This window comes from Streptomyces sp. NRRL F-5727 (assembly GCF_000719555.1).
In the GTDB taxonomy this organism is placed as follows: Bacteria; Actinomycetota; Actinomycetes; order Streptomycetales; family Streptomycetaceae; genus Streptomyces.
Window position 1 is genome coordinate 66,382 of the sequence record NZ_JOGX01000047.1, and the last position, 26,139, is coordinate 92,520.

Genomic DNA, 26,139 nt, shown 5'->3' on the forward strand with positions numbered 1-26,139 from the left:
GCCGTCGTACCCCGCCCGTAGAGTGTGGCCCGCATATGCCACACCGCTCCGGGGGGAACGGAAGAATGCCGAACTTCGCGCGCTCGCGCGGCAGATCCAGACGTCTGCACCCGAGATCCACCAGAAACCTGCTCCTCGTCCCCGCCCTGGTGGCGGCCCTCGCGGCCCCGCTGCTGCCGGCGGGGACGGCCCTGGCGGCGACGCCGTCACCGACGACGGCCGCGCCTTCGGCGGCACCGGCGGAGACGGACCCGACGCCGACACCGGCACCGTCGACGCCGGAACCGTCGACGTCGACGGACCCGACACCCGAGCCCACGCCGACGGCCGACCCGACGCCGACGGACCCGGTCACGCCCACGCCCACGGCCGACCCGTGCCCCGCGCTGCCGCTCGCCCCGCTGGGCGACCCGGGCGACGCGGTGCGGCAGGTGACCATCGAGCCCGACACGACCGTCTGTTTCACGGTCACCGTCGAGACGCCCGGAACCCACCGCATCTTCATCGACGGCAGCCACGACACCTACCCGGCGCTGTACGCCGGTGAGGAGTCCGTCGACTGCGAGGGCTGGCGGTACAAGGACGCCCGGTGCGACCTGGCCGCCGGCCGGTACACGCTCAGGCTCCACAGCAACTCCTGGCAGACCGCCCAGAACCGGATCGTCGTCATCCCGCTGATGAGCAGCGCCCCGGGCCCCTGCCCCGCCGTCCCCGGCACCGCGTACGACACACCTCCGGCGACCGGCACGGGCGTCGGCCCGATGGGGGTCGTCTGCCACTCCTTCACCGCCGCCCCGGGCGAGCGGATCACGCACGAACTCCGGCGTGAGACCTACGGCGACTCCTACGCGTGGATCTCGGACGCCACCGGCAAGCACCTCTGCGCGCAGTACAACCAGGACGGCTCCGAGGGCTGCGTCCTGCCCGAGGGCAGCACCGGCCACCGCGTCTACGCGGTCGTCGGCCACCAGTACGACGGCTCTCCCGCCGCTCCGTACACCCTGAAGGTCCGCCGCCTGTCGAACCCCGCGGGCTGTGCCACCGTCGCTCCCTCCGTCTACGGCACCGCGCCGGACCGGACCGGGCTCGCGACCGGCTGCAAGACCTTCACGCCCACCGTGTCCGGCCGCTACGACGTGCGGTCCGTGACCGCCTCCGGCTTCCGCAGCAGCGCTTCTGTGTACGCCCAGGACGGCACCTACGCCTGCCAGGGCTACGACGACTTCTGCACGCTCACAGCGGGCACGACGTACACCGTCCTCACCGACGATGCCGTCCAGGTCTTCGCCCGCGCCTCCACCGAGGGCTGTGTGGACGGGGTCACCCTCGGCACCACCCACCGGGGCACGTTCTCCGGCCCGGGCGAGGTCGACTGCCTCAAGCTGCCGCTGACGCAGGGCGGTCACCTCGCCGTCCAGTCGGACGGCACCACGACCATCAAGGTGTACGACGCTGCGGGCGCCGAGCAGTGCCTGAACGCCACGAACCTCTGGGACGCCACGTGCGTGCTCGGCGGAACCGCCCCCTACCGGGCGACCCTCTCCGACGAGGACCCGTCCGAGGGCGGCGACGACTACGGGATCATCGTCCATCAGACCGACACGCCCACCGTCTGCCCGACCTTCGGCGCGGGTGACTTCAGCGCGACCCCGGCCCGAACGGCCGTGAAGACCGGCAACGGCGTCTTCGCCGGCTGTCTGACGATCCCCGCCGACGCCCACTCCTCCACGGAGCTGTTCCGGATCGCCAAGGGCGCCGGCGCCGCCTCCGCGGAGGCCGTCGTCGTGGACGCCAAGGGCAATGTCAGCTGTGAGATCCGCACCTACCACGGCACCTTCTCCACCTGCGCCCTGACGCCTGGTCTCGCCCACACGGTGCTCGTCCAGGGCCGTGACGTCGTCGGCGAGACCCTGCTGACCCGCCAGGATGTGACCGCCACCGCGCGCGGCTGCGTCACCACCGCGGCCGTGGCCGCGGGCGGCCCGTCCACCGGCGGCGTCCCGGCCGCGCCGGGCACCTTCCAGTGCCGCCGCGTGACCACGTCCGCCGCCGGGGACACGCTGCACCTGGACGTGCGGGACGGGACGGACACGATCCGGCTGCTGGCCTACGACGCCCAGGGCAAACCGGCCTGCGACTACTTCGCACAGGGCTGCGCCGCCACCGGTTCCGCCGCCTACCAGGTCCTTCTCCTGGTCCCGGAGGGCAAGACGGCACCGGCCTCCTACCGGCTCGACGCCGTCCGCATCGGCACGCCGACCGGCCCCGCCCCCGAGTGCGTCAAGATCGCGAACGTGTCCTACGGCGCCGGCCCGCTCACCGGCACTCTCAGCGAGCAGCGCAATGTGCTGTGCTGGGCGCTGCCGACGGCACAAGGTGACGACTTCGACCTGTCCTTCAGCCCGGCCGGCAGTTTCGCGACGATGCCCAAGCCGAGGTTGTACGACCAGGTCAGCCGGAAAAACCTCTGCTACGGCTCGTACACCAGCGAAGGAGAGGTCTACTCCTGCTCGCTGTCGGGCTATCCGAAGACGGCCAAGCCGACCACTCTCGTGATCGGCCTGCCGGAGAAGCCGGCGACGACGTCGACGGCGGTCAAGGCCCAGCTGACCTGCTCCAGCACGGTCTGCGGTCCTGATGCTCGCGAGGTCAAGACCGTCGGCCCGGCCATCGTCGGCCGGGGGAAGATCTCGATGACCGTGACCGGCGGCGCACTGACCGCCTCCACGAAGGTCGTCGTGCGGAGCGGGACCTTCCGGGCCGAGTCCACCACGCTCTCCGTGGCGCCGGACCGGCGCAGCATGACGGTGGGCCTCGACCTGACGAACGCGCCGCTCGGTGTCCTGGACGTGAGCGTGTTCGCGTTCAGCATCGAGTACCAGAAGCCGGACGTCACCGTCGTCACCGCCCTCCGCAACACGGCCGCCGCCTCCGTCTCCGGGACCGCCGTCGTCGGCGGGAAGGTGACGGCGAAGCCGGGGTCCTGGTCGCTGCCGGTGGACTCGCTGTCGTACCAGTGGCGGGCGAACGGGGTCGCCATCGCGGGGGCCACCGCCTCCACGTACACGATCCCGACCACCCTCCAGGGCAAGTCGCTGTCCGTCGCCGTGGTCGCCCGCAAGGCCGGGCACCCGACGCTGACCTCGACCAGCGCGGCCGTGACCGTGAAGGGCGTCGCGCCGAAGCCGACCACGGCCCCGTATCTGACCGGCACGGTCCGGGTCGGCCGGACGCTCACCCTGAACCGCGGCACCTGGACGCCGACGCCGACCTCGTACGCCTACCAGTGGTACGCCAACGGGCGGGCGATCAGCGGGGCGACCCGGGCCACCTTCACGCTCACCAGTGCCCAGCGCGGGCAGGCGATCACCGTGAAGGTCACCGCCCACCGGACCGGACACGTCTCCGGTTACGCGTGGACGAAGGCGACCGGCGCCGTCGCCGGATAGTGCGCGCCGCCGCCTCCCCGGGTGTTCCCATCTGACGCTCCGTCAGTTTCAATGCTGGGCATGATGGGACACGCGGGGATGGCGGCCAGCGCCGTCCGACACCTGAGAGCGGCCGGGGCGCCCACGGCCGTCGAACCCCTCCCCCGGCCCGCGCTGCGGGCCGTGCGCGAGGACGAGCGGGCGCCCCTCGACCCGGCGGAGTTCCGGCGCGTGCTCGGGCACTTCGCGAGCGGCGTCACCCTCGTGACGACCAGCGGCGACGCCGGGCCGACCGGCTTCGCCTGCCAGTCCTTCGCCTCGCTGTCGCTGGATCCGCCGCTCGTGGCCTTCATGGTCGCCCGGACCTCGACCACCTGGCCCCGCATCGCCGCCGCCGGCACCTTCTGCGTCAACATCCTCGGGGCCGGGCAGGGCGAGCTGTGCCGGGCGTTCGCGGTGAGCGGCGCCGACAAGTTCGCGGGCGTGGAGTGGTCCCCCGCCCCCGTCACCGGCGCGCCGCGGCTGGCCGGGGTGCCCGCCTGGATCGACTGCACGATCACCGCCGTCCACACCGGCGGCGACCACCTGATCGTGGTGGGCCGGGTGGAGGCGCTGGGCGCGGTGGAGGAGGGCGAGCCGTTGGTGTTCCATCGCGGGCGGTTCGGGGGGTTCAGCGGCGGGTGAGGACGCGGCGACTGTCCGGGTGGCCCGGGATGTCGGTCCAGTAGACGATCTCGGGGACGGCGGCGGTGCCCTCGACGTCCCAGGGCATCCAGGCGCCGCAATCCGCTCCGAAGGCCACCCGGTGGCTCCAGCGCGGGCGGGACTCGAGGAACGACCAGGTCGCCTCCTTGTCGTCACAGCGCTTCTCGGGGTCGTAGCCGCCCTCGTCCCCCTCGTCACCGAACTTCGCGATCCCCTCCAGCACCGCCGTCCCGTCCGCGTGCAGCGTGACCGCGCCCCCGCGCCCGTCCTCGTACCGCCCCACAAGGTCCGCGCGCCCCGGTCTCGGCGGGTCCTGCGGGCCCAGCGCCCCCGCGTACGTCCCCACCCCCGCGAGCGTCGCCGCCGCGGGCACCGCCAAGAGGGCCCACAGCAGCCACGGCCTACTTCTCCAGCTCCCCATGGGGTCCATCATGCCGGGGGTGCCGGATCACGAGGGCCATGAGGGCGGCGGCCGCGCACAGTGCGCCCGAGGCGTACCAGACGACGTCGTACGAGCCGAAGACGTCGCGGGCGACGCCGCCCGCGAAGGCGACGGCGGCGGCGCCGACCTGGTGGGAGGCGAGGACCCAGCCGAAGACGATCGCGGAGTCCTCGCCGTAGTGCTCGCGGCAGAGGGCGATGGTGGGCGGGACGGTGGCGACCCAGTCGAGGCCGTAGAAGACGATGAAGAAGATCATCGGCGGGTGGACGGACGGGGCCAGGAGCATCGGCAGGAAGAGGAGCGAGATCCCGCGCAGGGCGTAGTAGACGGCGAGCAGCCGGCGCGGGGAGAAGCGGTCGGTGAACCAGCCGGAGGCGATCGTGCCGACGACGTCGAAGACGCCGATGACGGCGAGGAGTCCGGCGGCGGCCGTCACCGGCATGCCGTGGTCGTGGGCGGCAGGCACGAAATGGGTCTTGACCAGGCCGTTCGTGGAGGCGCCGCAGATCGCGAAGGTGCCGGCGAGGAGCCAGAAGGGGCCGGTCCGGGCGGCCTTCGAGAGGACGGTGACCGCGCGGCGGGCGGCGCCGGTGACGGGGGCGGGCTTCTCGGCGTACTCCCCGCCGTACGGGGCGAGTCCGACGTCCGCCGGGTGGTCGCGGAGCAGCAGCCAGACGAACGGGACGACGGCGAGCGCGGCGAGGGCGGTGGTCACGGCGGCCGGGCGCCAGCCGTGGTGCTCGACCAGCCAGGAGAGCAGCGGCAGGAAGACGAGCTGGCCGGAGGCGCCGGCCGCGGTCAGGATGCCGGTGACGAGGCCGCGGCGGGCGGTGAACCAGCGGTTGGTGACGGTCGCGGCGAAGGCGAGGGCCATGGAACCGCTGCCGAGGCCGACGAGGAGTCCCCAGTAGAGGACGAGTTGCCACGCGGCCGTCATCCAGACCGTGAGGAGCGAGCCGAGGGCGATCACCGACAGGGCCACGGCGACGACCTTGCGGATGCCGAAGCGGTCCATGAGGGCGGCGGCGAAGGGGGCGGTGAGCCCGTAGAGGGCGAGGTTGACGGAGACGGCGAAGCCGATCGTGCCGCGCGACCAGTCGAACTCGGCGTGGAGCGGTTCGATGAGCAGGCCCGGCAGGGAGGCGAAGGCCGCGGCGCCGATGATCGTGACGAAGGTGACCGCCGCGACGAACCAGGCGCGGTGGACGCGCGGAGCGCGCGGAGGGCGGGTGGAGGCGGAGGGGCGGTGCTCCGTTGTCTGGGCCATGCCACCGAGCATCGCGGCCGCGTCCCGCCCTCACCATTGGCCGGACTGTCAGCTTTCCAAAGGATCGGGCCACCATGATCGGGGCCGTGGGTGCAGACTTGGGGGGAAACGCATCGAGTCGGGAGAGGTCCATGGGAGAGAGCGCGCCGCAGCCGCCCCACCGCGTCGTCGTCCTCGCCCTGCCCGGGCTGCTCCCCTTCGAGCTGGGCATCCCGCACCGGATCTTCGGCCGCGCCAAGGACCCCGCGGGTCGGCCGCTGTACGAGATCCTCACCTGCGCGGTCGCGGCGGGACCGGTGCAGACGGACGCGGACTTCGCGGTGCATGTGGAGCACGGCCCGGAGGCGCTGGCCACGGCGGACACGGTCGTCGTGCCCGCCTCGTACGAGCTGGGGCCCGTCTACGAGGAGGGCAGGCTCACCGAGGAGCTGGCCGCCGCCCTCGCGCACGTCCGGCCGGGGACGCGGCTCGTCGCGATCTGCACGGGCGGGTACGTGCTCGCCGCCGCGGGCTGGCTCGACGGGCGCCCGGCGACCACGCACTGGGCGTCGGCCGACCACTTCCAGCGGCTCTTCCCGACGGTCCGGGTCGACGCCGACGTCCTCTTCGTCGACGACGGCGACGTGCTCACCTCGGCGGGCGTCGCCGCGGGACTCGACCTGTGCCTGCACATCGTGCGCCGCGACCACGGCGCGGCGGTCGCCAACGAGGTGGCCCGCCGCACGGTCGTCCCGCCGCACCGGGACGGCGGCCAGGCCCAGTACATCGCCCGCCCGGTCCCCGACTCCGGCACGCACACCACGACCGCGGCCCGCGCGTGGGCGCTTGCGCACCTGCACGAGCCGATCCAGCTGCGGGACCTGGCCGAGCGGGAGGCGATGAGCGTCCGGACCTTCACCCGCCGCTTCCGTGACGAGGTCGGCCTCAGCCCCGGCCAGTGGCTCACCCAGCAGCGCGTCGAGCGGGCCCGGCACCTGCTGGAGACCAGCGACCTGCCGGTGGACCGGGTGGCCCAGGACTGCGGCTTCGGCACGGCGCAGTCCCTCCGGGTGCACCTGATGACCGCGATCGGCGTGACGCCGACCGCCTACCGGCGCACCTTCCGTCCGGGCTTCCCCGTGACCTGACCGCTGTCGTCGTCGTCCGGGGACGGAGCCGCGGTCGTGCCGTCGCCGGCGAGGACGGTGTCGATCCGCCAGCCGACCATGCCGCTCGCCCCGGCCGCCGGGGTGATCTCCACGGGCAGTTCCGCGGGGGCGCTCCCGACGCGGTGCCGCAGCGGCGTCCCGTCGCACGCCACGCCCAGGGGGGCCAGCTCCCCGACGGCCACCTTCACCGCCCCCGTCCCGGCGCAGGCCACGGTGAGCTCGTACGGCTCCCCCCGCTCCAGCACGGCCCGCACGTGCGCGCCGTCCGCGACCCGTTCGAGCCCGGACTCGACGAACTCCTCGTCGCCGTCGAGGTCCAGGGCCCTGCGCACCCGCTCGCCCTGCTCCGTCTCCCGCGCGTTCCCGGTGGCGGTCGCGGTCGCGGTGGCTGTCGGCTTCGGTTCCGGCTCGGGTGACCGGGGCTTCTCGCTGCACCCGGCCAGCAGCAGGGGCACGAGGGCCAGCGGTACGCCCACGACCACGGGTCTGCGACGTCTCATCAGGGGGTCCTTCACCTCAGGGCGGGGTCCGCGTTCTCCTCCGTCGGACGCGGCTCGGCGCTCCGCCGGTTCCGTACGAGCCTCCGCTCGCCCGCGGCGCCGACGGCGACCAGCAGCAGCGTCAGGCCGACCCCGCACAGGATCGCCGTGGACGGCGCGACCACCTTCAGCAGGCCGCCCGTGAGGGTGCCGCTCGCCGCGTAACCGGCGCCGACGGCCGCGTACATCATCGAGTAGCCGGCGGCCAGCGCCGACGGCGGCAGCGCCCGCCGCAGCGCCAGGTTCCGGGTCAGCATCGCCGGTGCCTGGAGCAGGCCGGCCGCGACCAGGGCGGCGCCGAGGGCGAGGGCGCCGGGCAGCAGGGCCACCAGCGCCACTCCGGCGGTCACCCCGAGGACGAGGACGAGCGACTGCACCGCGAGCGGCCCGGGCCAGTCGGAGCGGAGCCCGTACAGAAAGGATCCGGCGACCGAGCCGATCGAGAAGCCGGCGAGGAGCGGGCCCGCCCAGCCGATGCCGATCCCGCGCTGTTCGAGGAGGGCGGGGAGGACGAGTTCGGCGAGTGCGAGGAGGGTCAGCGAGGCGGCGCCGAGGACGTAGACCGGCCAGGCGGCGAGGAGGGCCCGCCGGGCGGCCCGGTCCTTGGTCTGCGGCTCGGCCGCCCAGCCGGCGGGCAGCAGCCACAGTCCGGCGAGGCCGAGCGCCATCAGGCCGCCCTGGAGCAGCAGCGGCACGGCGGGCCCGGCGCCCAGCGCGAGGCCGGTGGTCAGGGCGGGGGCGGCGGCCCAGATGCCGAAGGTGAGCATGGACTCCAGGCTCAGCGCCTGGGTGACGGACCGTTCCTCCACCATGCTGGTGAGCAGGGCCCGCAGCCCGGCGGAGACGGCGACGGGCCCGGCGCCCGCCAGGAGGGCGAGCACGCCGAGGGCCACCGGCGGCGCCCCGGAGGCGAGCCCGAGGCCGGCGAACCCGGCCGCGCCGACGGCGAGTCCGGCCGCCATCTGCGGGCGGGCCCGCTCGGCCCGCATCCGCAGGCCGAGGACCGGCGCGGCGACGATCTCCCCCACCACGTACACGGCGGCGAGCACCGCCCCGAGGCTGTACCCGCCGGGCCGCTCCCGTACCAGGAAGACCAGCGCCAGCGGCGCCATGGCGACCGGCATCCGGGCTGCGGTGGTGACGGCGCACCACGTGAGGACGGGGCGGGTCGCCAGCGCGCGGTAGGACATGCGCCCGACCGTACTGGCGCACCGCCCCGGCGGACGATCGGGTTTCTAGAAGACGAGCACCCCCCGGGCCACCTTGCCCGCCTCCGCCTCCTCGCGGGCGCGGTCGAACTCCTCCACCGGGTAGGCGGCGGTGACGAGTTCGTCGAGGAGGAGGGCGCCGCCGCGGTACAGCCCGGCGTAGAGCGGGATGTCCTTCTGCGGGCGGGAGGAGCCGTACCGGCAGCCGAGGATCGACTTGTCGAGGAACATCGCGGCGGGCGGGAAGCTCGCCTCCGCCTTCGGCGCGGTCATGCCGAGCAGCACCGCCTGCCCGTGCCGGTCGAGGAGGTCGATCGCGGTCCGGACGAGGCCGGTGTGGCCGACGCACTCGAAGACGTGGTCGGCGCCGGTGGGCAGCACCTCGCGGACGCCGTCGGCGGAGCCGAGGAAGTGGGTGGCGCCGAAGCGGCGGGCGAGTTCCTCCTTGGCCGGGTTGGTGTCGACGGCGACGATCGTCGAGGCGCCCGCGATCCGGGCGCCCTGGACGACGTTGAGCCCGATCCCGCCGGCGCCGATGACGACGACGGTGTCGCCGCGGGCCACCTTCGCCCGGTTGAGTACGGCGCCGACGCCGGTGAGGACGCCGCAGCCGAGCAGGGCCGCCGACGTGAAGGGCACGTCCTCCGGGATCCTCACGGCCTGCACGGCCTTCACGATCGTCCGCTCGGCGAACGACGAGTTGGACGCGAACTGGAAGAGCGGCCTGCCCTGCCGGGTGAACGGCTGCCCCGGCATCCCGATCGCCTTGCGGCACATGGTGGGCCGCCCGGTGTCGCAGTCGGGGCAGGCCCCGCAGTTGGCGAGGGTGGAGAGCGCCACGTGGTCGCCGACGGCGACGTGGCCCACCCCCTCCCCGACGGCCTCGACGACCCCGGCCCCCTCGTGCCCGAGCACGACGGGCGGCGGGAACGGGATGGTCCCGTCGATGACGGACAGGTCGCTGTGGCAGAGCCCGGCCGCCCGGATCCCCACCAGCACCTCGCCGGGTCCCGGGTCCCGTACCTCCAGATCCGCGACGACCTCGACGCTCTTCCCGTCGAACACCACACCGCGCACGACGATCCCTCCCTCTCCTGAGAGCCTGGACTGCAGGGCGTGGACCGCTGCAGGGCCTGTGCTTGCGGGGCCTGGACTTGCGGGGCCTCGACTACCGGTTCGGGCGGTCGCCCGCCGCGGCCGCCCGGGCCATCTCCTCCAGCCGGGCCAGCATCGGCATCGGGTCGACGCCGACCGTCCCGGGCAGGAAGTCGGCGATCCGCTCCGGCGTCCACGCCCCGCCCTCCGCGTATCCAGCGCGCAGTTCCCGGGGCTGCGCCCAGACCGCGATCTTGGGTCCGGCGATGGTGTACACCTGCCCGGTGATCGACTCGGCGCGGGCGCGGTCGCTGAGCAGGTAGACGACGAGGGCGGCAACGTCCTCGGGCTCGCCGATCTCCTTGAGCTCCATGGGGACGTTGGCGGACATCCGGGTGCGGGCGACGGGGGCGACCGCGTTGGCGGTGACGCCGTACTTGTGGAGTCCGAGCGCGGCGCTGCGCACCAGCGAGATGATCCCGCCCTTCGCGGCGGAGTAGTTGGCCTGGGCGACGGAGCCCTGGTGGTTGCCGCTGGTGAAGCCGATGAGCGCGCCCGAGCCCTGCTTGCGCATGACGGCGGCGGCGGCGCGGAAGACGGTGAAGGTGCCCTTGAGGTGGGTGGCGACGACGGGGTCCCACTCCTCCTCGGTCATGTTGAAGAGCATGCGCTCGCGCAGGATGCCGGCGACGCAGACGACCCCGTCGATCCGTCCGTACTCCGCGAGGGCCACGTCGACGAGACGTTGTCCGCCCGCCATGGTGGAGATGTCGTCGGCGACGGCGACGGCGGTGCCGCCGGCGGCCTCGATCTCCTTGACGACGCCGACGGCGACCTCGCTGGTCGGTTCGCCGCCCTCGACGGAGACGCCGTAGTCGTTGACGACGACCTTGGCCCCCTCGGCGGCGCAGGCGAGGGCGACCGCGCGGCCGATGCCGCGTCCCGCTCCGGTCACGGCGACGACCTTGTCCGCCAAGAAGTTCCCCATCTCCGGCCCCTTCCCGCAGTTTCTGACGGTCCGTTAGATTCTATGGGTCGTCAGATGCCGGAAGACAAGCCCCCGGAGGCCCCGATGTCCCTCCCCGCCGCTTTCCACGAGATCGCCAAGCGCGTGAACAACTGGGGCCGTTGGGGCCGGGACGACGAGATCGGCACGCTCAACCTGATCACCGACGCGGCGGTCCGGGAGGCCGCCGCGGGCGTCCGCACCGGCCGCCGCGTCCCCCTCGCCGTCGATCTGAAGCAGGACGGCGTGCAGACCGGGATGATCCCGGGGCGGGTCAATCCGCTGCACGTCATGGTCCAGGTCAACCAGGAGCTCTTCGGCCCGGGCACGGTCGCCACCAGCGACGACGCCGTGACCCTGGGCCTCCAGGCGGGCACCCACTGGGACGCCCTCACCCACGCCTCGCACTCGGGCCGGATCTACAACGGCCGCCCCGCCGACACCGTCACCCCGCACGGCCGGGCCGCCTATAGCGGCATCCACACGGCCCGGCACGTCGTCGGGCGCGGGGTGCTGCTCGACGTGGCGGCGGCGAAGGGGGTGGACCGGCTGCCGGGCGACCACGCGGTGACCCCGGAGGACCTGGACGAGGCGGCGGAGTACGGGCGGGTGACGGTCGGGGCCGGCGACATCGTCCTCGTACGGACCGGGCAGATCCGGCTGTACCTGGCCGGGGACCGGCACGGGTACGCGTTCCCCTCGCCCGGGCTCTCGATCCGTACGCCCGAGTGGTTCCACGCGCGGGACGTCGCGGCGGTCGCCAACGACACCCTCACCTTCGAGATCTTCCCGCCGGAGATCGAGGACCTGTGGCTGGGCGTGCACGCCCTCGACCTGGTCGAGATGGGGATGCTCCAGGGCCAGAACTGGAACCTCGAAGAGTTGTCCACAGCCTGTGAACAAGAAGGACGCTACAGCTTCCTGCTCTCCGCGATGCCGGAACCCTTCGTCGGCGGCACGGGCACACCGGTGGCACCGGTCGCGCTGCTCTGACGGATTCCCCCCGGACACGGCTCACGGGTGGCGGCGCGCCCGCAGGCGCCCCGAGCACGGCACGGACCGCCGCCACCCGACCACGACCCGCACACGCCGAGGGCGCACGGCCCTCGGCTCCCCTCACCACGAATCGCTCACCCCAGGGTGGGCAAAACGGAACGAACCGTCAACAGTGCATCCGTCCGGGTGACACGACACCCCCGGCCGGCGCGGGCGCCACGGGCGTGCGGTCCACCTCGCACCAGATGCTCTTGCCGGCCCCCTCGGGCTGCCAGCCCCACCGGTCGGCGAGGCCGTCGACCAGCTCCAGGCCGCGCCCGTTGGTGTCCTCCCCGGCGGCGTGCCGGGGCCGGGGCGGCAGCTCGCTGCGGTCGGCGACCTCGACCCGCACGCCGCCCTCCGCCGCGAAGAGCATCCGCAGCACGGCGGGACAGCCGGTGTGCACGACCGCGTTGGTCACCAGCTCGGAGATGAGCAGCACCAGCGTCTCCGCGAGCGGCTCGTCGTCCCCTATCCCGGAACCGGCCAGCCGTTTCCGGGCCCACCTGCGCGCACGCCCCACCTCCGCCGGGTCCGGCCCGACCTCCAACTGAACCTGAAGCACCTGCACCGTTCACACCATCCGAACCGGCGGACACACCTTTACGGAACGTGATTCCCTTGTGAGACAGCATGGTTGACGTACAGTCACCGCAACAAGCGCTTCGGGCATATTCCAGCGCGAAGGAGTACGCGTGGTCCATACTGTGCGACGCACGCGGCGGGGAGTCGAACGCGGGGCGCGACCCGGGCTCACAAGCACTCGCATCCCACGGAGAGTACCGGAGCGGAACCCCGACTCCGGCCCGTGACGACCCCCCGAAGGACACAACCCGATATCGACCTTCCCGCCGGATTCGAACACGCTCCGTCACCAGTTCGGCCCGGCCGGACGGGTTTCAGAGCGCGGCGGCCACCTCCTCCGCCGCCCGGTCCCCCGGCAGCACGAGCGCGGCCCGCACCCAGGCCCGTTTCAGGTGCAGATGGACGTCCGCCTCCCAGGTGAAGCCCATCCCGCCGTGCACCTGGAGACAGTCCCGGGCGTTGGAGACGGCCGCCTCGTCGGCGAGCAGCTTGGCCCCGGCGATCTCGACCGGATCGGCGGTCACGGCGGCGGCGTGCACGGCGGCCCGCGCCAGCTCGGTCCGCACGAGCATCCCGGCACACAGATGCTTCACCGCCTGGAACCCCCCGATGACCTGCCCGAACTGCTCCCGCTGCCGGGCGTGGGCGACGGCGGCGTCGGTGGCCCAGGCGGCGGTCCCGACCTGCTCGGCGGCGACGAGAAGAACGGCCTCCGGCGCACCACGCCCGGTGCCGGGTGCCCGATGCAAGGGCGTCAGCGGATCGACCGACCGCACGGCCACGGCTCCGGTCGCGTCCCCGCGCACCACGTCCGCGGCCTCCAGCCAGGGAACCAGCCCCTCGGGCGAGACCTCGGTCACCACCGTGAGCCCCTCCGCCGCACCGGGAACGGACCCCGCCGCCACATGCGTGGCGACCAGCGGTCCCGGCACCAGCCGCCGCCCGGCCTCCTCGAAGAGCAGCGCCGCCTCCGGCAGCCCGAGCCCCACCCCGCCCTCGTCCTCCGGGAGCCGCAGCGCGAAGAACCCGGCCTCGCCGAGCTCCTTCCAGAGCCCGCGGTCGAGCCGGCCGGGCTCGTCGACGGCCGCCCGCAGCGCGTCGCGCCCGAAGCGGGCCGCGAGCAGCTCCCGTATCCCGCGTACGAGATCCCGCTGGTCCTGGCTCAGTCGGAAGTCCACAGTCCGGCTCACCGTCCCTTCGGCAGGCCGAGGATCCGCTCGGCGACGATGTTGCGCTGGATCTGGCTGGTGCCGGCGGCGATCGTGTACGAGAGGGAGGAGAGCCGGTCGAGGTTCCACTCCCGGCCGAGGTCGAGCGCGTCCGGGCCGAGGACCTCCGCGGCGGTGTCGTACAGCTCCTGGCGCGCGTGCGAGTAGTGCAGCTTGAAGACGGAGCCGCCGACGCCGGGGACGCCGCCGGTGGCCTGCGCCTCGCTGACGTTGCGCTGGGTGAGCCGCCACAGCGCCTGGAACGCGGCGGCGAGCCGGCCGAGGCGGCGGCGCAGGGCCGGGTCGTCCCAGCGGCCGTTCTCCCGTGCCGTACGGGCGAGTTCGCCGAGCAGGCGGCGGCAGGCGACGACCTCGCCGACGAACGCGGTGCCGCGTTCGAAGGACAGGGTGACCATGGTGACCCGCCAGCCGTCGTTCTCCTCCCCGACCCGGTTCGCGACCGGCACCCGCACCTCGTCGAGGAACAGCTCCGCGAACTCGGTGGACCCGGCGAGCGTCCGCAGCGGCCGTACCGTCACCCCCGGCGCGTCCATGGGCAGCGCGAGCCAGCTGATCCCCCGGTGCCTGGGCCGGTCGGGGTCGGTGCGGACGAGCAGCTCGCACCAGTCGGCGACCTCGGCGTGCGAGGTCCAGATCTTCTGCCCGGTGACGACGTACGCGTCGCCGTCCCGTACCGCCCTGGTCCGCAGCGAGGCCAGGTCGGAGCCGGCGCCGGGCTCGCTGAAGCCCTGGCACCAGACCTCGTCGCCGCGCAGCACCGGCTCCAGCCAGCGGGCGCGCTGCTCGGGCGTGCCCTCGGCGGCGATGGTCGGCCCGGCGTGCAGGAGGCCGACGAAGTTGGCGCCGACGTAGGGCGCGCCGGCGCGTTCGGTCTCCTCCAGGAAGATGAGCCGCTGGGTGGGCGAGGAGTCCCAGTGCACGTGCCCGTACCCGGCGTCGTAGAGCCGTCGCTGCCAGCCGCAGTCGTACGCCCTGCGGCCCGGCCAGTCGAGCGGGTCGGGCCGGTCGGGCAGCCGGGGGATCTCGGCGGCCAGCCACGCGCGCAGCCGGCCGCGGAACTCCTCCTCGGCCTCGCTGTAGGTGAGGTCCATCAGACGATGCCGAGGTCGAGCATGCGGATGGCGTTGCCGCGCATCAGCTTGTAGACGGTCTCGTCGTCGAGGCCCTGGACGTGGTCGAGGGCGACCTCCTTGGTGTGCGGGAAGGTGGAGTCGACGTGCGGGTAGTCGGTCTCGAAGGTGGCGTTGTCGCGGCCGACCACGTCCAGCGAGGCGATGCCGTGCTTGTCGCGGAAGAAGCAGCAGAAGATCTGCCGGTAGTAGTAGGTGGACGGCGGTTCGGGGATGAGGTCGCGGACCCCGCCCCAGGCGCGGTGCTCCTCCCACACGTCGTCGGCGCGCTCCAGGGCGTACGGGATCCAGCCCATCTGGCCCTCGCTGTAGGCGAGCTTCAGCCGGGGGTACTTCACCAGGACCCCGCTGAAGAGGAAGTCCATCATCGAGGCCATCGCGTTGTTGAAGCTGAGGCTGGCCTGGACGGCGGGCGGGGCGTCGGGGGACGCGGCCGGCATCTGGCTGCTGGAGCCGATGTGCATGTTGACGACGGTGCCGGTCTCCTGGCAGACGGCGAAGAACGGGTCCCAGTAGCCGGAGTGGATCGACGGCAGCCCCAGGTGGGTGGGGATCTCGGAGAAGGTCACCGCCTTCACCCCGCGGGCGGCGTTGCGGCGGATCTCGGCGACGGCGAGGTCGATGTCCCAGAGCGGGATGATGCAGAGCGGGATGAGGCGGCCGGCGCTGTCGCCGCACCACTCCTCGACCATCCAGTCGTTGTACGCGCGCACGCACGCGAGGGCGACCTCCTTGTCGTGCGCCTCGGCGAAGGTCTGCCCGCAGAAGCGGGGGAAGGTGGGGAAGCAGAGCGACGCCTCGACGTGGTTGAGGTCCATGTCGGCGAGGCGGGCCTTCGGGTCCCAGCAGCCGCGGCGCATCTCGTCGCGGGTGATGCCCTCCAGGGTCATGTCGTCCCGGTCGAAGCCGACGGCCGCGATGTTCCGCTTGTACGGAAACTTGAGGTCCTCGTAGATCCACCAGTCGGTGGGCGGGCCGTCGGGGTCCATGGTGATCTGGTACTTCCCGCCGACGTAGGCGAGCTCGCCGATGCCGGCGGTGAGCGCCCGCGGGCCCCGGTCGCGGTACTTCGCGGGGAGCCAGGTGTCGAAGAGGTGGGCGGGTTCGATCACGTGGTCGTCGACGCTGATGATGCGGGGCAGTTCGGTCATGACCCCTCCAGTTATCTGATGGATCGTCAGATCCCGATGAGGCCAGGCTAGCCCCAGGGGTCTGGACCGACAAGGACCGGCCCTCTACGCTCTCCGCACGATCTGACGGGCAGTCAGAAGAGCCGTCGGAGATCCCGCACGGAATGGAGGCCCCGGTGACCTCGGACGAAGCGACGTCGAACGATGCGACCTCGACCGAAGCGACCTCGACCGGAACCGCACAGGCCCTGGCGCTGGGCGAGTCCCGCACCCTGTGGGAGCTCGTCGAGCGCCGCGCCGGCCTCACCCCCGACCGGCCCGTCCTCCTCCAGGGCGACCGCGTCCTCACCTTCGGCGGGCTGCGCGACCGCGCCGAGCGCTGCGCCGCCGGGCTGTACGGCATGGGCGTCCGGCCCGGCACCGTCGTCGCCTGGCAGCTTCCCACCCGGATCGAGACGGCCGTGCTCTCCTTCGCGCTCGCCCGCCTCGGCGCCGTCCAGACCCCCGTCATCCCCTTCTACCGGGACAAGGAGGTCGGCTTCGCGCTGCGCGAGTCCCGCGCCGAGTACGTCGCCGTCCCCGGCGTCTGGCGCGGCTTCGACCACACCGCGATGGTCCGGCGGCTCGGCGCGCGCGGGATCTTCCAGGCGTACGACCCCGCGGACCTCCCCGACGGCGACCCGGCCGTCCTCCCCCCGCCGCCCGCCTCCGGCACCGACGTCCGCTGGATCTACTGGACCTCCGGCACCACCTCCGACCCCAAGGGCGTCCTGCACACCGACCGCTCCCTGCTCGCCGGCGGCGCCTGCCTCGCCCACGCGCTGCGCCTCACCGCCGCCGACGTCGGCTCCATGGCCTTCCCGTACGCCCACATCGCCGGGCCCGACTACACGGTGATGCTGCTGCTGTACGGCTTCCCCGCCGTGATGCTCGAACAGTTCGCGCTGCCCGACTCGCTGGCCGAGTACCGCCGGCACGGCGTCACCGTCGCCGGCGGCTCCACCGCCTTCTACTCGATGTTCCTCGCCGAACAGCGCAAGAACCCCGGCGAACCCGTCATCCCCACCCTGCGGCTGCTCGCCGGCGGCGGCGCACCCAAGCCGCCCGAGCTCTACCACGCGGTCCGCAAGGAGCTGGGCTGCCAGCTCACCCACGGCTACGGCATGACCGAGGTCCCCATGATCACCATGGGCGACCCGGAGGACACCGCCGACAACCTCGCCACCACCGAGGGCCGGCCGCCCGCCGCCATGGAGATCCGCGTCGCCGACGACGGCGGGATACGGCTCCGGGGCGAGGCCGTCTGCCAGGGCTACCTCGACCCGGCGCAGACCGCCGCCGCCTTCGACGAGGACGGCTTCCTCATCACCGGCGACGTCGGCCGGCTCACGCCCAGCGGCCACCTCGTCCTCACCGGCCGGGTGAAGGACATCATCATCCGCAAGGGCGAGAACATCTCGGCCAAGGAGATCGAAGACCTGCTCCACGAGCACCCGGCCGTCGGCGACGCCGCCGTCATCGGCCTCCCGGACGCCGAGCGCGGCGAACGGGTCTGCGCCGTCGTCGAACAGCCGCCGGGCGCCCCGCCGCTGACCCTGCCGGACCTCACCGCCTTCCTGCGCGCGGCCGGGCTCTCCGTCCACAAGCTGCCGGAGCAGCTGGAGGTGGTGGACGCCCTGCCGCGCAACGAGACGCTGCGGAAGGTCCTCAAGTACAAGCTCAGGGAGCGGTTCGGGGCAGCGGGGTAGGGCGCGGCAGCGGGGCGGACGCGTCCGGCCCGGAGCGGGGCGCCGGCACCGGCGGCGCGGCGGGCGCCGCACCGGCCAGGGCCGCCGGCACGTCCTCGTACACCTCGAAGAGGCGGGTCACCCCGAGCGCGGAGAAGACCCGGGTCACATGGCCCTGACTCTCCTCCGCCTCGGGCAGCACCAGCCGCAGCCGTCCGCCGCAGGAGCGCAGCAGCCGGCGGGCGGCGACGAGCACGCCGATGCCGCTGGAGTCGCAGAACCGCACCCCGGACAGGTCGACGACGAGGTCGTGCCGCCCGGCGGCGACGGCGTCGTGCACCCGCCGCCGTATCTCCGGCGAGGTCACCAGGTCCAGCTCGCCGCGCAGGCGCAGCACCGTCCATGCGCCGTGGTCGTCCTCGTCGGCCTCGATCGTCGTCACGGACGGGCGCCTGCCCCGGGGCGTCCGGCCGAAACCCCCCGCGCCGGGTATGACGCTTTCCTTACCATCCGCTCCCCCGTGAACGGCGCACTTGCGGCAAACCTGCGTGCGTTGTCGGCCGGTCGCATTAGTTTGGGGTGGACGGACCGTCCGACAGTCCGGGGACCGGCGGCGCAGCGGAAGGTGGAGGGCTCGGATGGCGAACGACACACCACCGCGCTGGGACCGCAGGATGCAGCAGCGGCTCGCGCGCGGCGAGGCCGCCGCCCTCGGCGAGCTGTACGACCGCTTCGCCTCGCTCGTGCACAGCCTGGCCCACCGGGTCCTCGACGACGACCAGGCCGCCGACCAGGTCACCCGCGAGGTCTTCCTCGCCATCTGGGAGAACCCCGAGGCGTACGACCCCCGGCAGGGCAACCTGCGCTCCTGGGTGGCCCGGCTGACCCAGCGCCAGGCCGTGAACCGGCTGCGGCAGACCGAGGCGACGGCGTACGCGGAGACCGGCGTCGGCTCGGCGGAGGAGCTGGAGGCCAAGGTGCGCCGGGCCTCCGCCGCCGCCCGCGCCGACTACATCGTCACCTCCATGCCGGCCCCGCTCCGCAAGGCGCTCGAACTGGCGTACTTCCAGCGGCGGGACTACCGCCAGACCGCCGCCGACCTGTCGATCAGCCACGAGGAGGCGCGGCGCCGGCTCCGCCTCGGGCTCCAGCTGCTGTCCACGGCGAACACCCGGCCGCTCGACGGGCCGCCGGGCGGCTACGGGCGGGCGCGGTGACGGGGGCGAACGGCGAGGACGACGACCTCGCACGCGCCGCCCGGATACCGGGCCCACGGGAGGCCGCCGACGACCACGCGGACCTGTCGCCGCCCCTCGCGCTCTCCCACACGGTGCTCAAGTCCCTGCTCGGGGCCTGGGCACTGTCGGCGTGTTCGGCCGCGGAGACCCGGGCCGTCGAGGACCACCTGACCGTGTGCGCGCCGTGCGCCGACGAGGCGCTGCGACTGCGGGACGCGGTGACGCTGCTGCACGAGGACCGGGACCTGGACCTCGACCCGCTGCTGCGGTCGCGGGTCCTGGAGAACTGCCTGGGCCGGCGGCCCGCCCGCATCCCCGTGCCCGCCTGGGCGACCCCGTACGACGCGGAGACCGCCCGGCTGGACGCGCTGCTGCGGGACATCGGCGAGTCCGAGTGGCACGCGCCGGTCCGGCTCAAGTGGTACGAGGACGACCGGCTGGTGCGGCGGAAGTCGACCGTCGCCGGGGTGATCGGCCACCTCCTCGCCGTGGACGGCCTGGTGTCCGGCGCGCTCGGCCTCGACGACCCGCTCGGCCCCGACGTGCCGGAGCTGTCGCCGACCGAGCGGACGGAGGCGTTCTGGGACTCCCTGGACCGCCCGCCCAACCGGTCGCTGCGCGAACCGTGGCGGGACCAGAGCCACGCGCTCGTGCGGACGGTGTCGTTCGCGGGCCGCGGCGTCTCCGACCTCACGGTCACCTACGGCGACTTCGCGCTCCCCCTGAAGGACGCGCTCATCGAGCGGGCCTTCGAGTGCTGGCTCCACGCGGACGACATCGCGAACGCGGTGGCCTATCCGTACGACCCGCCGAGCGGGCCGCACCTCCACGGCATGATCGACCTCGCGGCCCGACTCCTCCCGGCGGCGGTCGCCCACCGCCGCCGCACCGGCCGCGCGGCCCCGGCCCGCCACCTGGTCACCGCGGGCGCCCCCGGCCGCTCGCTCCACCTGGAGGTGGAGGGCGCGGGCGGCGGCCACTGGTACATCGCGCTGGACTCCCCGGCCGCCCTCGGCTCCCCCGACCACGTCGTGGCCCAGGTCGCCATGGACGGCGTCGAGTTCTGCCAGCTGCTGGCGGGGCACATCTCGCCGCAGGAGGCGGCGGCGGGCCAGGACGGCGACCGAGAAGCCATCCAGGACGTCCTCTCGGCCGCCGCCTCCCTGAGCCGCCTCTGACCCCACGCCGGGCGGCACCTTCTGGTGGCCCTCCGTGCGGGCAGGCGTTCCGCTGGGCGGTGGCGCGGCGCCGCGTGGGTTACGCGAAGACGACCGTGCGGCGGCCGTTCAGGAGGATGCGGCGTTCGGCGTGCCATTTGACCGCGCGGGCCAGCGCCTGGCACTCGACGTCGCGCCCGATCGCGACGAGCTGGTCGGGAGTGACCTCGTGGCCCACCCGCTCGACCTCCTGCTCGATGATCGGCCCCTCGTCGAGGTCCGCCGTCACGTAGTGCGCCGTCGCCCCGATCAGCTTCACGCCGCGCGCGTGCGCCTGGTGGTACGGCTTGGCGCCCTTGAAGCTCGGGAGGAAGGAGTGGTGGATGTTGATGATCCGGCCGGAGAGCGCCTTGCAGAGGTCGTCCGACAGGACCTGCATGTAGCGGGCGAGGACGACCAGCTCGACGTTCTCGTCCTCGACGAGCGCCAGCAGCTCCCCCTCCGCCGCCGGCTTGGTCTCCTTCGTGACGGGGATGTGCCGGAAGGGGATGTCGTACGAGGCGACGAGCTCCGCGAAGTCGGTGTGGTTGGAGACGACGGCGACGATCTCGACCGGCAGCGCCCCGATGGAGGACCGGAAGAGCAGGTCGTTCAGACAGTGGCCGAACTTCGAGACCATCAGCACGACCCGCATGCGCTCGTCGGCGCGGTGGATCTGCCAGTCCATCTGGAAGGAGTCGCCCACCGCCGCGAAGCTCGCCCGCAGCTTCTCCACGGTCACCGGCGCCTCGGCCGAGAAGTGGACCCGCATGAAGAAGAGACCGGTGTCCCGGTCTCCGAACTGCTGACTGTCCTCGATGTTGCATCCGGTGATGAAGAGGTAGCTCGACACTGCGTGCACGATGCCCTGTTTGTCCGGGCACGAGATGGTGAGCACATACTGGTCAGTCATCCGGACAGCGTGCCACACCGCGCCGCCCGGTCCGTACCTCCGTCCGTCCAGCGGACCGTCACGCGCGCGTGAGGATGCTGAGGACGTCCAGGGAGCGCGGCGGCGCGTCCGGGTCGTCCCCGTCGGCGGTCGCGAGCCGTACGTGCGCCTCGCGCGCCGCGTGGACGGCCTCGGGCCAGCCGGGGTGCTCCTGGTAGGCGGAGAAGGGCGCGTCGGGCCCGACCTGGTGGAGGATCCGCAGGACGCGCAGGACGGCGAGGTCGACGAGCTGGGCCTCGGCGGAGTCCCGGAAGATCGCGCCGACGTAGCGCTCGGCGGACCAGTTGTCGAGCCAGGTGTCCTCGACGAGCCGGTAGACGGCGTCGGTGACGTCCCCGTACCCCTCCTGGCCGGCGAGCCAGACGGACCGGTGGAACCCGGGATCGGAGAGCATGTGCAGCGCCGAGCGCACATTGGTGCGCCAGCGCCACCACGGCATGTCGTTGAGCGGCATGCCGCCCATGGTGGAGGAGCGACGGCCGCGACGGGAAGAGTTAACCGGACCGGGGACGGAACTGGACATCGCTCGATCGTACGGTTCCCCACCGACAAGCGGACTCGGCCCCTCCCCTTAGCGGCCCCGACCCCCGTAATTCACCTCCCCGTCACCCACCGTTGAACGCCGCACACTCCCGCGTTACCCCTGGGCCGGAATCGTGCGTGCTCATGACCGGTAGGCGACTGTCCTCACTCCTCGCGTCCGTCACCGCCGCGGCGGCCGGCGCGTCGATCCTCACCGGGTGTGGCGTGCTCCCTGGTGCCACGGGGGGCTCCAGGGAGCCCGTCACGGTGATGACCTGGGCTCCTGACCAGACCCGTGCGACCAACATGCCCGGTATGCCCGCCATGGCCCAGGCGTACGCGCGCTGGGTGAACTCCCAGGGCGGCATCGACGGGCACGAACTGCGCGTCCTCACCTGCAACGAACAGAACACCCCGGCCGGCGCCGCCGCGTGCGCCCGCCGCGCGGTCCGCGAGAACGCGGTCGCCGTCGTGGGCTCGTACAGCCAGAACGGCCGGGCCTTCATGGCCCCGCTGGAAGCGGCCGGCATCCCGTACATCGGCGGCTACGGCCTCACCGACGACGAGTTCACCAGCCACCTCTCGTACCCCGTCAACGGCGGCCTCGCCGCCCTCATCGCCGGGCACGGCATGCAGCTCGCCGAGTCCTGCCGCAAGGTGTCGCTGGTCCGCCCCGACACCCTCGCCGGCGACCGGCTGCCCAAGCTCCTCGACGCGGGCCTGAAGAAGGCCAGCAAGCGCGGCGCCGTCGACATCCCGGCCGTCGAGGACGCCACCGAGTACACCGAGCAGGCCGCCAGCGCCCGCGACAAGGCGGGCACCGAGGACGGCTGCGTCGCCGCCGTGCTCGGCGAGCGGACCCAGACCTTCTTCGACTCCTTCCGCCGCCTGCCGAAGGCCACCGGCGGCGCCCAGGAGACGGACGGCGAGGGCGACGCCGAGACCGTGCGGATCTCCTCCGTCCTCGGCAGCGTCGGCCAGCCCGTCATCGACCGCACCGGCGGCGCCCGCAGCCCCTTCGAGGGCGCGTACGTCACCGGCTGGTACCCGGAGGCGGACGACAAGAGCTGGGAACCGATGCGGAAGGTCATCCGGGAGCACGCCTTCGCCGACAACCGGGTCGACCCGACCGACACCGGCGTGCAGACCACCTGGATCGCCTACACCGTCCTCAAGGAGGTCATCGAGTCCCTCGACAAGGACACGATCACCTCCTCCCGCATCGCCGAGGCCCTCGACCGGGGTGCCCAGGTGGACACCGGCGGCCTCACCCCGAAGCTGCGCTGGATGTACGAGGACCTGCTCGGCGCCCCGGACTTCCCCCGGATCGTCAATCACGAGGTGACGTTCCAGGTGGTCCGGAAGGGCCGGCTCGTCGCCCAGAAGCCCGGCTTCGTCGACGTCGGCCCCACCGTCAGCAGCGGCGGCTGACCCGCCCGGTCCGCCGCCCGGCCGCTACAGCTGGGTGGCGGACCGCTTCGTCAGCCCGTACTTCCCGGCGGTCGGGTTCCACAGCCCGGCCGCCTCCTTCTTGGCCTTCGTCGCCTCGGCGCTCTTGTCGTTCGCGGCCTTCAGCCGGTTGGTGGTCTTGGCCTGGCCGCCCTTGCAGGCGTTCTTGGCCTTCATCTGGTCGGCCCAGCCCGCGTAGTGGTCGTCGGCCGCGGCCGACGCCTGCCACGCGCGCGTGAGCGCCGCCGTCAGCGCCTGGCTGTCCGGGAGCTTGTCGACCTCGAGCGTCTGGAGCTTGGTCACCAGGCCCCGGCGCTGCTCGGCCGCGCCGCGCAGGTCGGCGGCGGCCTTGTCGAGGTTCTTGCACTGCTTGATCGACTCGACCGAGCTGATCACGGTGTCCCGGCTGTCGTTGCTGGTGGCGAGGAGCTTGTCCAGCTCCCGCGCCTGCGGCTCCGCCGGGTCGTCCTTCTTCTCCGGTGCCTGGGAGGCGCCGTCGCCCGTCGCGGGCGCCTGCGAGCTCGGGGCGACGCTCGTCCCGGCCGTCGGCTCCTTCTCGTCGTCACCGCCGCTGAGCAGGGCGCCCACGCCGAGACCGACGATCGCGCAGCCCACCACCACGGCCGCGATCAGCGCGACCGGCGACTTCCGGCGCGGGGGCTCCGGCTCGTCGTCGTAGTAGTACGCGTCCTGGTGGCCGCCCGGCGCCTGGTAGCCGCCCCCGCCCTGGTAGCCGTACTGCTGCTGCTGCGGCGGCTGGTGGTGCTGGGGCGGGTGCTGCTGGTACGGGGCCGGGGCCTGCTGCTGGTACGCCGGGGGCGCGGGCCGCGCCGGCGCCGAGTCCCGGAACAGGCTGTCGAACTCCGCGGGCGGCTGCGACGCCGCGGGACCACCCGGCACGGGACCACCCGGCACGGGGCCGCCGGGAGCGGGACCGCCCGGCACCGGCGCCATGTACTGCGTCGCGTCCGAGGCGCCCGCCGGGGCCGGCGGCTGCGGCAGCCGGCCGGTGCCCAGGAACTGGGTCTGCGCGCCCCCGCCCGGGCCCGCCTGCGGCGGCACGGGCGCGATGTGCTGGGTGGCCTGGAGGTCGGCGACCGGCGCCGCGGCCGGCGGCGGGTAGCCGTACCCGGCGGGCGGGCCCACCGGCGGCACGCCCCCGGGCACGGGCGCGATGTGCTGGGTCGCCTGCATGTCGGCGCCGTGCGCGGCGACCGGCGGCGGGTAGCCGTAGCCGGCGGGCGGCCCGGCCGGCGGCATCGGCGCACCCTGCGGCTGCGGCGGCACCGGGGCTATGTACTGCGTGGCCTGGAGATCACCGGCGGGCGGCGCCTCGGGCGGCAGCGGCTGCGCGGGGGGCAGCGGCTGCCCGCCCGGCTGGGCCTGGGCGCCCGCGGGCCCCCAGGCGCCGCCCCACGCCTGCGCGCCCCCCTGCTCCGGACCCTGTCCGTTCTGCGTCACCGGGACTCCTACTGATGGACCTACGGAATCGTCGGCTCACGCTACCGGGTGCGTCCATGGCTCCGCACACGCGTGTGAGCCCGGTAACACCCTTCGTACGGAACGGAACCGCCCACGACCCCTCCCCTCAGGCCGCCCGCACCTCCAGACGCGCCTCGAACTCCCGGACCACCGGCTCGCCCGCGAACGGCTCCAGGCGGTCCCTCAGGTCCTCCAGGTACTCCGCCCCGCGCGACGACCGCAGCCCGCCGAGCAGTTCGAGCGCGCGCGTGCCCGCACGGCACGCCTCCTCGATCTCCCGCTGCTGCACCCGCGCCGCCGCGAGCAGCGCGAGCCCGATCGCCCGCCGCCGCGCCCGCGTCTCCGGATGCCCGGCCAGCGACTCCTCCGCCGCCCGGACCGCCGCGTCCGCGCGCCCCAGGTCCCGGTAGCAGTGCGCCAGTTCGTCCGCGAGATACGCCCCGTCGAAGTGCGCGATCCACACCGGGTCGTCCCCCGACTCCGGATCGGCGGCCTCCAGCGCGCGTACCGCACGGCCCGCCGCCCACTCGAAGGCCCGCGCGTCCCCGAGCAGGGCGTGGCCGCGCGCCTCCGCCGCCAGGAACATCGCCTCGGCCCGCGGCGGCACCCTGCCGCGCGTCCCCTCCTGCGCGGCGCGCGCCAACTGGGTGATCTCCCGCGGGTTCCCGAGCTCCGCCGCCAGGTGGCTCATCGACGCGGCCAGCACATAGCCGCCGTAGCCGCGGTCCCCGGCCGCCTGCGCCAGCCGCAGCGCCTGGATGTAGTACCGCTGCGCCAGGCCCGGTTCACCGGTGTCCACGGCCATGTACCCGGCCAGCTCGGTGAGTCGGGCCACGGCGCCGAACAGCTCCCGGCCCACCGCCTCCCGGTACGAGCCGGACAGCATCCCGGACACCACGCTGTCGAGGTAGTGGACCACCACCGGGCGGACGTGCCCGCTGCCGAAGCGCCGGTCCAGGTCGACGAGCGCCGCCGTCATCTCCCGTACCGCCGCGACGTCCGCGCGGCCGACCCGGGCCCCGGCCGAGCGCGCCACCTGCGCGTCCGCGCCGCCGATCAGCCAGTCCCTGCTGGGCTCCACCAGCGCCGAGGCGGCGACCGACGAACCGGTCAGGAACTCGCGGCGGCCCACGTCGCTGCGGTACAGCTCGCAGACCTGCTCGATGGCGCCGAGCACCGTCGGCGCGAACTGGAGGCCGACGCCCGCCGCGAGGTTCCGGCCGTTGGCCATCCCCACCTCCTCGATCGTCACCGCCCGCCCCAGCTTGCGGCCGATCGCCTCCGCGATGATGCCGGGCGCCCGGCCGCGCGGCTGCTGCCCGCGCAGCCAGCGCGCCACCGAGGTCTTGTCGTACCGCAGGTCGAGGCCGCGCTCCGCGCCCACCAGATTGACCCTGCGGGCGAGACCGGCGTGGGAGCACGCGGCCTCCTGGATGAGCGCCTGGAGCCGTTCGTTGGGCTGTCGTGGCACGAGTGGCCTGGCTGCCATGGTGGAACCCCCAGACGGGACGGGTACGGACACGAAGTGATCACTGCCCTGCGGATATCCGGTCAATGCCGATGTGAACACGCGAAACCGGACACGTCGGTCGGCGGTCCGCGGTCCCCCGCCCCGCCCCCGCCGCG

The 26,139-nt window shown here is 73.6% G+C and carries 23 protein-coding genes; 8 read left to right on the plus strand and 15 right to left on the minus strand.

Features of this window, described 5'->3' with window-relative positions; translation table 11 throughout:
• The first annotated feature begins 65 nt into the window (after positions 1-65).
• The gene (locus IF73_RS41605; RefSeq protein WP_051717347.1) at positions 66-3,449 is read left to right on the plus strand and encodes a hypothetical protein; all 3,384 of its coding nucleotides are present in this window, start codon (positions 66-68) and stop codon (positions 3,447-3,449) included.
• Between the two features lie 60 nt (positions 3,450-3,509).
• Complete coding sequence (locus IF73_RS0126905; protein ID WP_234338353.1) at positions 3,510-4,112, plus strand: flavin reductase family protein; 603 nt, start codon at positions 3,510-3,512, stop codon at positions 4,110-4,112.
• Here IF73_RS0126905 and IF73_RS0126910 read toward each other — a convergent pair.
• Positions 4,099-4,554, minus strand: coding sequence for a hypothetical protein (locus tag IF73_RS0126910; RefSeq protein ID WP_031012547.1), 456 nt, complete (start codon positions 4,552-4,554; stop codon positions 4,099-4,101). The two genes, IF73_RS0126905 and IF73_RS0126910, sit on opposite strands and share 14 nt — an antisense overlap.
• The gene (locus IF73_RS0126915; protein WP_051717354.1) at positions 4,535-5,842 is read right to left on the minus strand and encodes an MFS transporter; all 1,308 of its coding nucleotides are present in this window, start codon (positions 5,840-5,842) and stop codon (positions 4,535-4,537) included. Before IF73_RS0126915 ends, IF73_RS0126910 begins: the two co-directional genes overlap by 20 nt.
• A gap of 131 nt (positions 5,843-5,973) precedes the next feature.
• Here IF73_RS0126915 and IF73_RS0126920 point away from each other — a divergent pair, with 131 nt between their 5' ends.
• Positions 5,974-6,969, plus strand: coding sequence for a GlxA family transcriptional regulator (locus IF73_RS0126920; RefSeq protein ID WP_031012550.1), 996 nt, complete (start codon positions 5,974-5,976; stop codon positions 6,967-6,969).
• On the opposite strand, the gene IF73_RS0126925 is transcribed toward IF73_RS0126920, so the two are convergent.
• From IF73_RS0126925 to IF73_RS0126940, 4 genes are all read right to left on the minus strand, one after another.
• Positions 6,930-7,490, minus strand: a complete 561-nt coding sequence (locus IF73_RS0126925; protein WP_158822156.1) for a hypothetical protein — start codon at positions 7,488-7,490, stop codon at positions 6,930-6,932. The two genes, IF73_RS0126920 and IF73_RS0126925, sit on opposite strands and share 40 nt — an antisense overlap.
• A gap of 11 nt (positions 7,491-7,501) precedes the next feature.
• Entirely contained in the window at positions 7,502-8,719 is a 1,218-nt protein-coding gene (locus IF73_RS0126930; protein WP_051717351.1) for a hypothetical protein, read from the minus strand.
• A 45-nt stretch (positions 8,720-8,764) separates the two neighbouring features.
• Complete coding sequence (locus tag IF73_RS0126935; protein WP_031012554.1) at positions 8,765-9,814, minus strand: Zn-dependent alcohol dehydrogenase; 1,050 nt, start codon at positions 9,812-9,814, stop codon at positions 8,765-8,767.
• A gap of 91 nt (positions 9,815-9,905) precedes the next feature.
• On the minus strand, positions 9,906-10,820 hold the full coding sequence (locus IF73_RS0126940) for an SDR family oxidoreductase (RefSeq protein ID WP_031012556.1): 915 nt from the start codon (positions 10,818-10,820) through the stop codon (positions 9,906-9,908).
• Between the two features lie 84 nt (positions 10,821-10,904).
• On the opposite strand from IF73_RS0126940, the gene IF73_RS0126945 reads away from it, so the two are divergent.
• Entirely contained in the window at positions 10,905-11,831 is a 927-nt protein-coding gene (locus tag IF73_RS0126945) for a cyclase family protein (RefSeq protein ID WP_031012558.1), read from the plus strand.
• 169 nt (positions 11,832-12,000) lie between these two features.
• Here IF73_RS0126945 and IF73_RS38040 read toward each other — a convergent pair whose 3' ends face one another.
• The 4 genes from IF73_RS38040 to IF73_RS0126965 form a co-directional block, all read right to left on the minus strand.
• Complete coding sequence (locus IF73_RS38040) at positions 12,001-12,444, minus strand: ATP-binding protein (RefSeq protein ID WP_031012561.1); 444 nt, start codon at positions 12,442-12,444, stop codon at positions 12,001-12,003.
• A 328-nt stretch (positions 12,445-12,772) separates the two neighbouring features.
• Complete coding sequence (locus tag IF73_RS0126955; protein WP_031012563.1) at positions 12,773-13,636, minus strand: acyl-CoA dehydrogenase family protein; 864 nt, start codon at positions 13,634-13,636, stop codon at positions 12,773-12,775.
• Between the two features lie 8 nt (positions 13,637-13,644).
• The gene (locus IF73_RS0126960; protein WP_031012565.1) at positions 13,645-14,778 is read right to left on the minus strand and encodes an acyl-CoA dehydrogenase family protein; all 1,134 of its coding nucleotides are present in this window, start codon (positions 14,776-14,778) and stop codon (positions 13,645-13,647) included.
• Positions 14,778-15,968 (minus strand): amidohydrolase family protein, encoded by a 1,191-nt coding sequence (locus IF73_RS0126965; RefSeq protein ID WP_031012567.1) that lies wholly within the window; start codon positions 15,966-15,968, stop codon positions 14,778-14,780. The genes IF73_RS0126960 and IF73_RS0126965 overlap by 1 nt, the downstream gene beginning before the upstream one ends.
• Before the next feature lie 227 nt (positions 15,969-16,195).
• Between IF73_RS0126965 and IF73_RS0126970 the strand changes: the two genes are divergently transcribed.
• On the plus strand, positions 16,196-17,695 hold the full coding sequence (locus tag IF73_RS0126970; RefSeq protein ID WP_031012569.1) for a class I adenylate-forming enzyme family protein: 1,500 nt from the start codon (positions 16,196-16,198) through the stop codon (positions 17,693-17,695).
• Here the strand turns inward: IF73_RS0126970 and IF73_RS0126975 are convergent.
• Positions 17,667-18,116: an STAS domain-containing protein gene (locus tag IF73_RS0126975; RefSeq protein ID WP_063833486.1), complete on the minus strand. Its 450-nt coding sequence runs from the start codon at positions 18,114-18,116 to the stop codon at positions 17,667-17,669. The genes IF73_RS0126970 and IF73_RS0126975 overlap by 29 nt on opposite strands.
• A gap of 196 nt (positions 18,117-18,312) precedes the next feature.
• Between IF73_RS0126975 and IF73_RS0126980 the strand changes: the two genes are divergently transcribed.
• The gene (locus IF73_RS0126980) at positions 18,313-18,891 is read left to right on the plus strand and encodes a sigma-70 family RNA polymerase sigma factor (RefSeq protein WP_031012572.1); all 579 of its coding nucleotides are present in this window, start codon (positions 18,313-18,315) and stop codon (positions 18,889-18,891) included.
• Positions 18,888-20,090, plus strand: a complete 1,203-nt coding sequence (locus IF73_RS0126985) for a maleylpyruvate isomerase N-terminal domain-containing protein (protein ID WP_031012574.1) — start codon at positions 18,888-18,890, stop codon at positions 20,088-20,090. Before IF73_RS0126980 ends, IF73_RS0126985 begins: the two co-directional genes overlap by 4 nt.
• A gap of 79 nt (positions 20,091-20,169) precedes the next feature.
• Here the strand turns inward: IF73_RS0126985 and purU are convergent, their stop codons facing one another.
• Entirely contained in the window at positions 20,170-21,021 is an 852-nt protein-coding gene (gene purU, locus IF73_RS0126990) for a formyltetrahydrofolate deformylase (RefSeq protein ID WP_031012576.1), read from the minus strand.
• A gap of 58 nt (positions 21,022-21,079) precedes the next feature.
• Positions 21,080-21,583 carry an SCO4402 family protein gene (locus tag IF73_RS0126995; protein WP_078868278.1) on the minus strand — a complete coding sequence of 168 codons (504 nt, stop codon included), beginning with the start codon at positions 21,581-21,583 and terminating at the stop codon, positions 21,080-21,082.
• A gap of 143 nt (positions 21,584-21,726) precedes the next feature.
• Here IF73_RS0126995 and IF73_RS0127000 point away from each other — a divergent pair, with 143 nt between their 5' ends.
• Positions 21,727-23,013 (plus strand): ABC transporter substrate-binding protein, encoded by a 1,287-nt coding sequence (locus IF73_RS0127000; protein ID WP_031012580.1) that lies wholly within the window; start codon positions 21,727-21,729, stop codon positions 23,011-23,013.
• A 24-nt stretch (positions 23,014-23,037) separates the two neighbouring features.
• Here the strand turns inward: IF73_RS0127000 and IF73_RS0127005 are convergent, their stop codons facing one another.
• Together IF73_RS0127005 and IF73_RS0127010 are read right to left on the minus strand one after the other, a co-directional pair.
• Entirely contained in the window at positions 23,038-24,492 is a 1,455-nt protein-coding gene (locus IF73_RS0127005) for a hypothetical protein (RefSeq protein WP_031012582.1), read from the minus strand.
• Between the two features lie 127 nt (positions 24,493-24,619).
• Positions 24,620-26,002, minus strand: a complete 1,383-nt coding sequence (locus tag IF73_RS0127010) for a transcriptional regulator (RefSeq protein WP_031012584.1) — start codon at positions 26,000-26,002, stop codon at positions 24,620-24,622.
• Positions 26,003-26,139 lie beyond the last annotated feature (137 nt).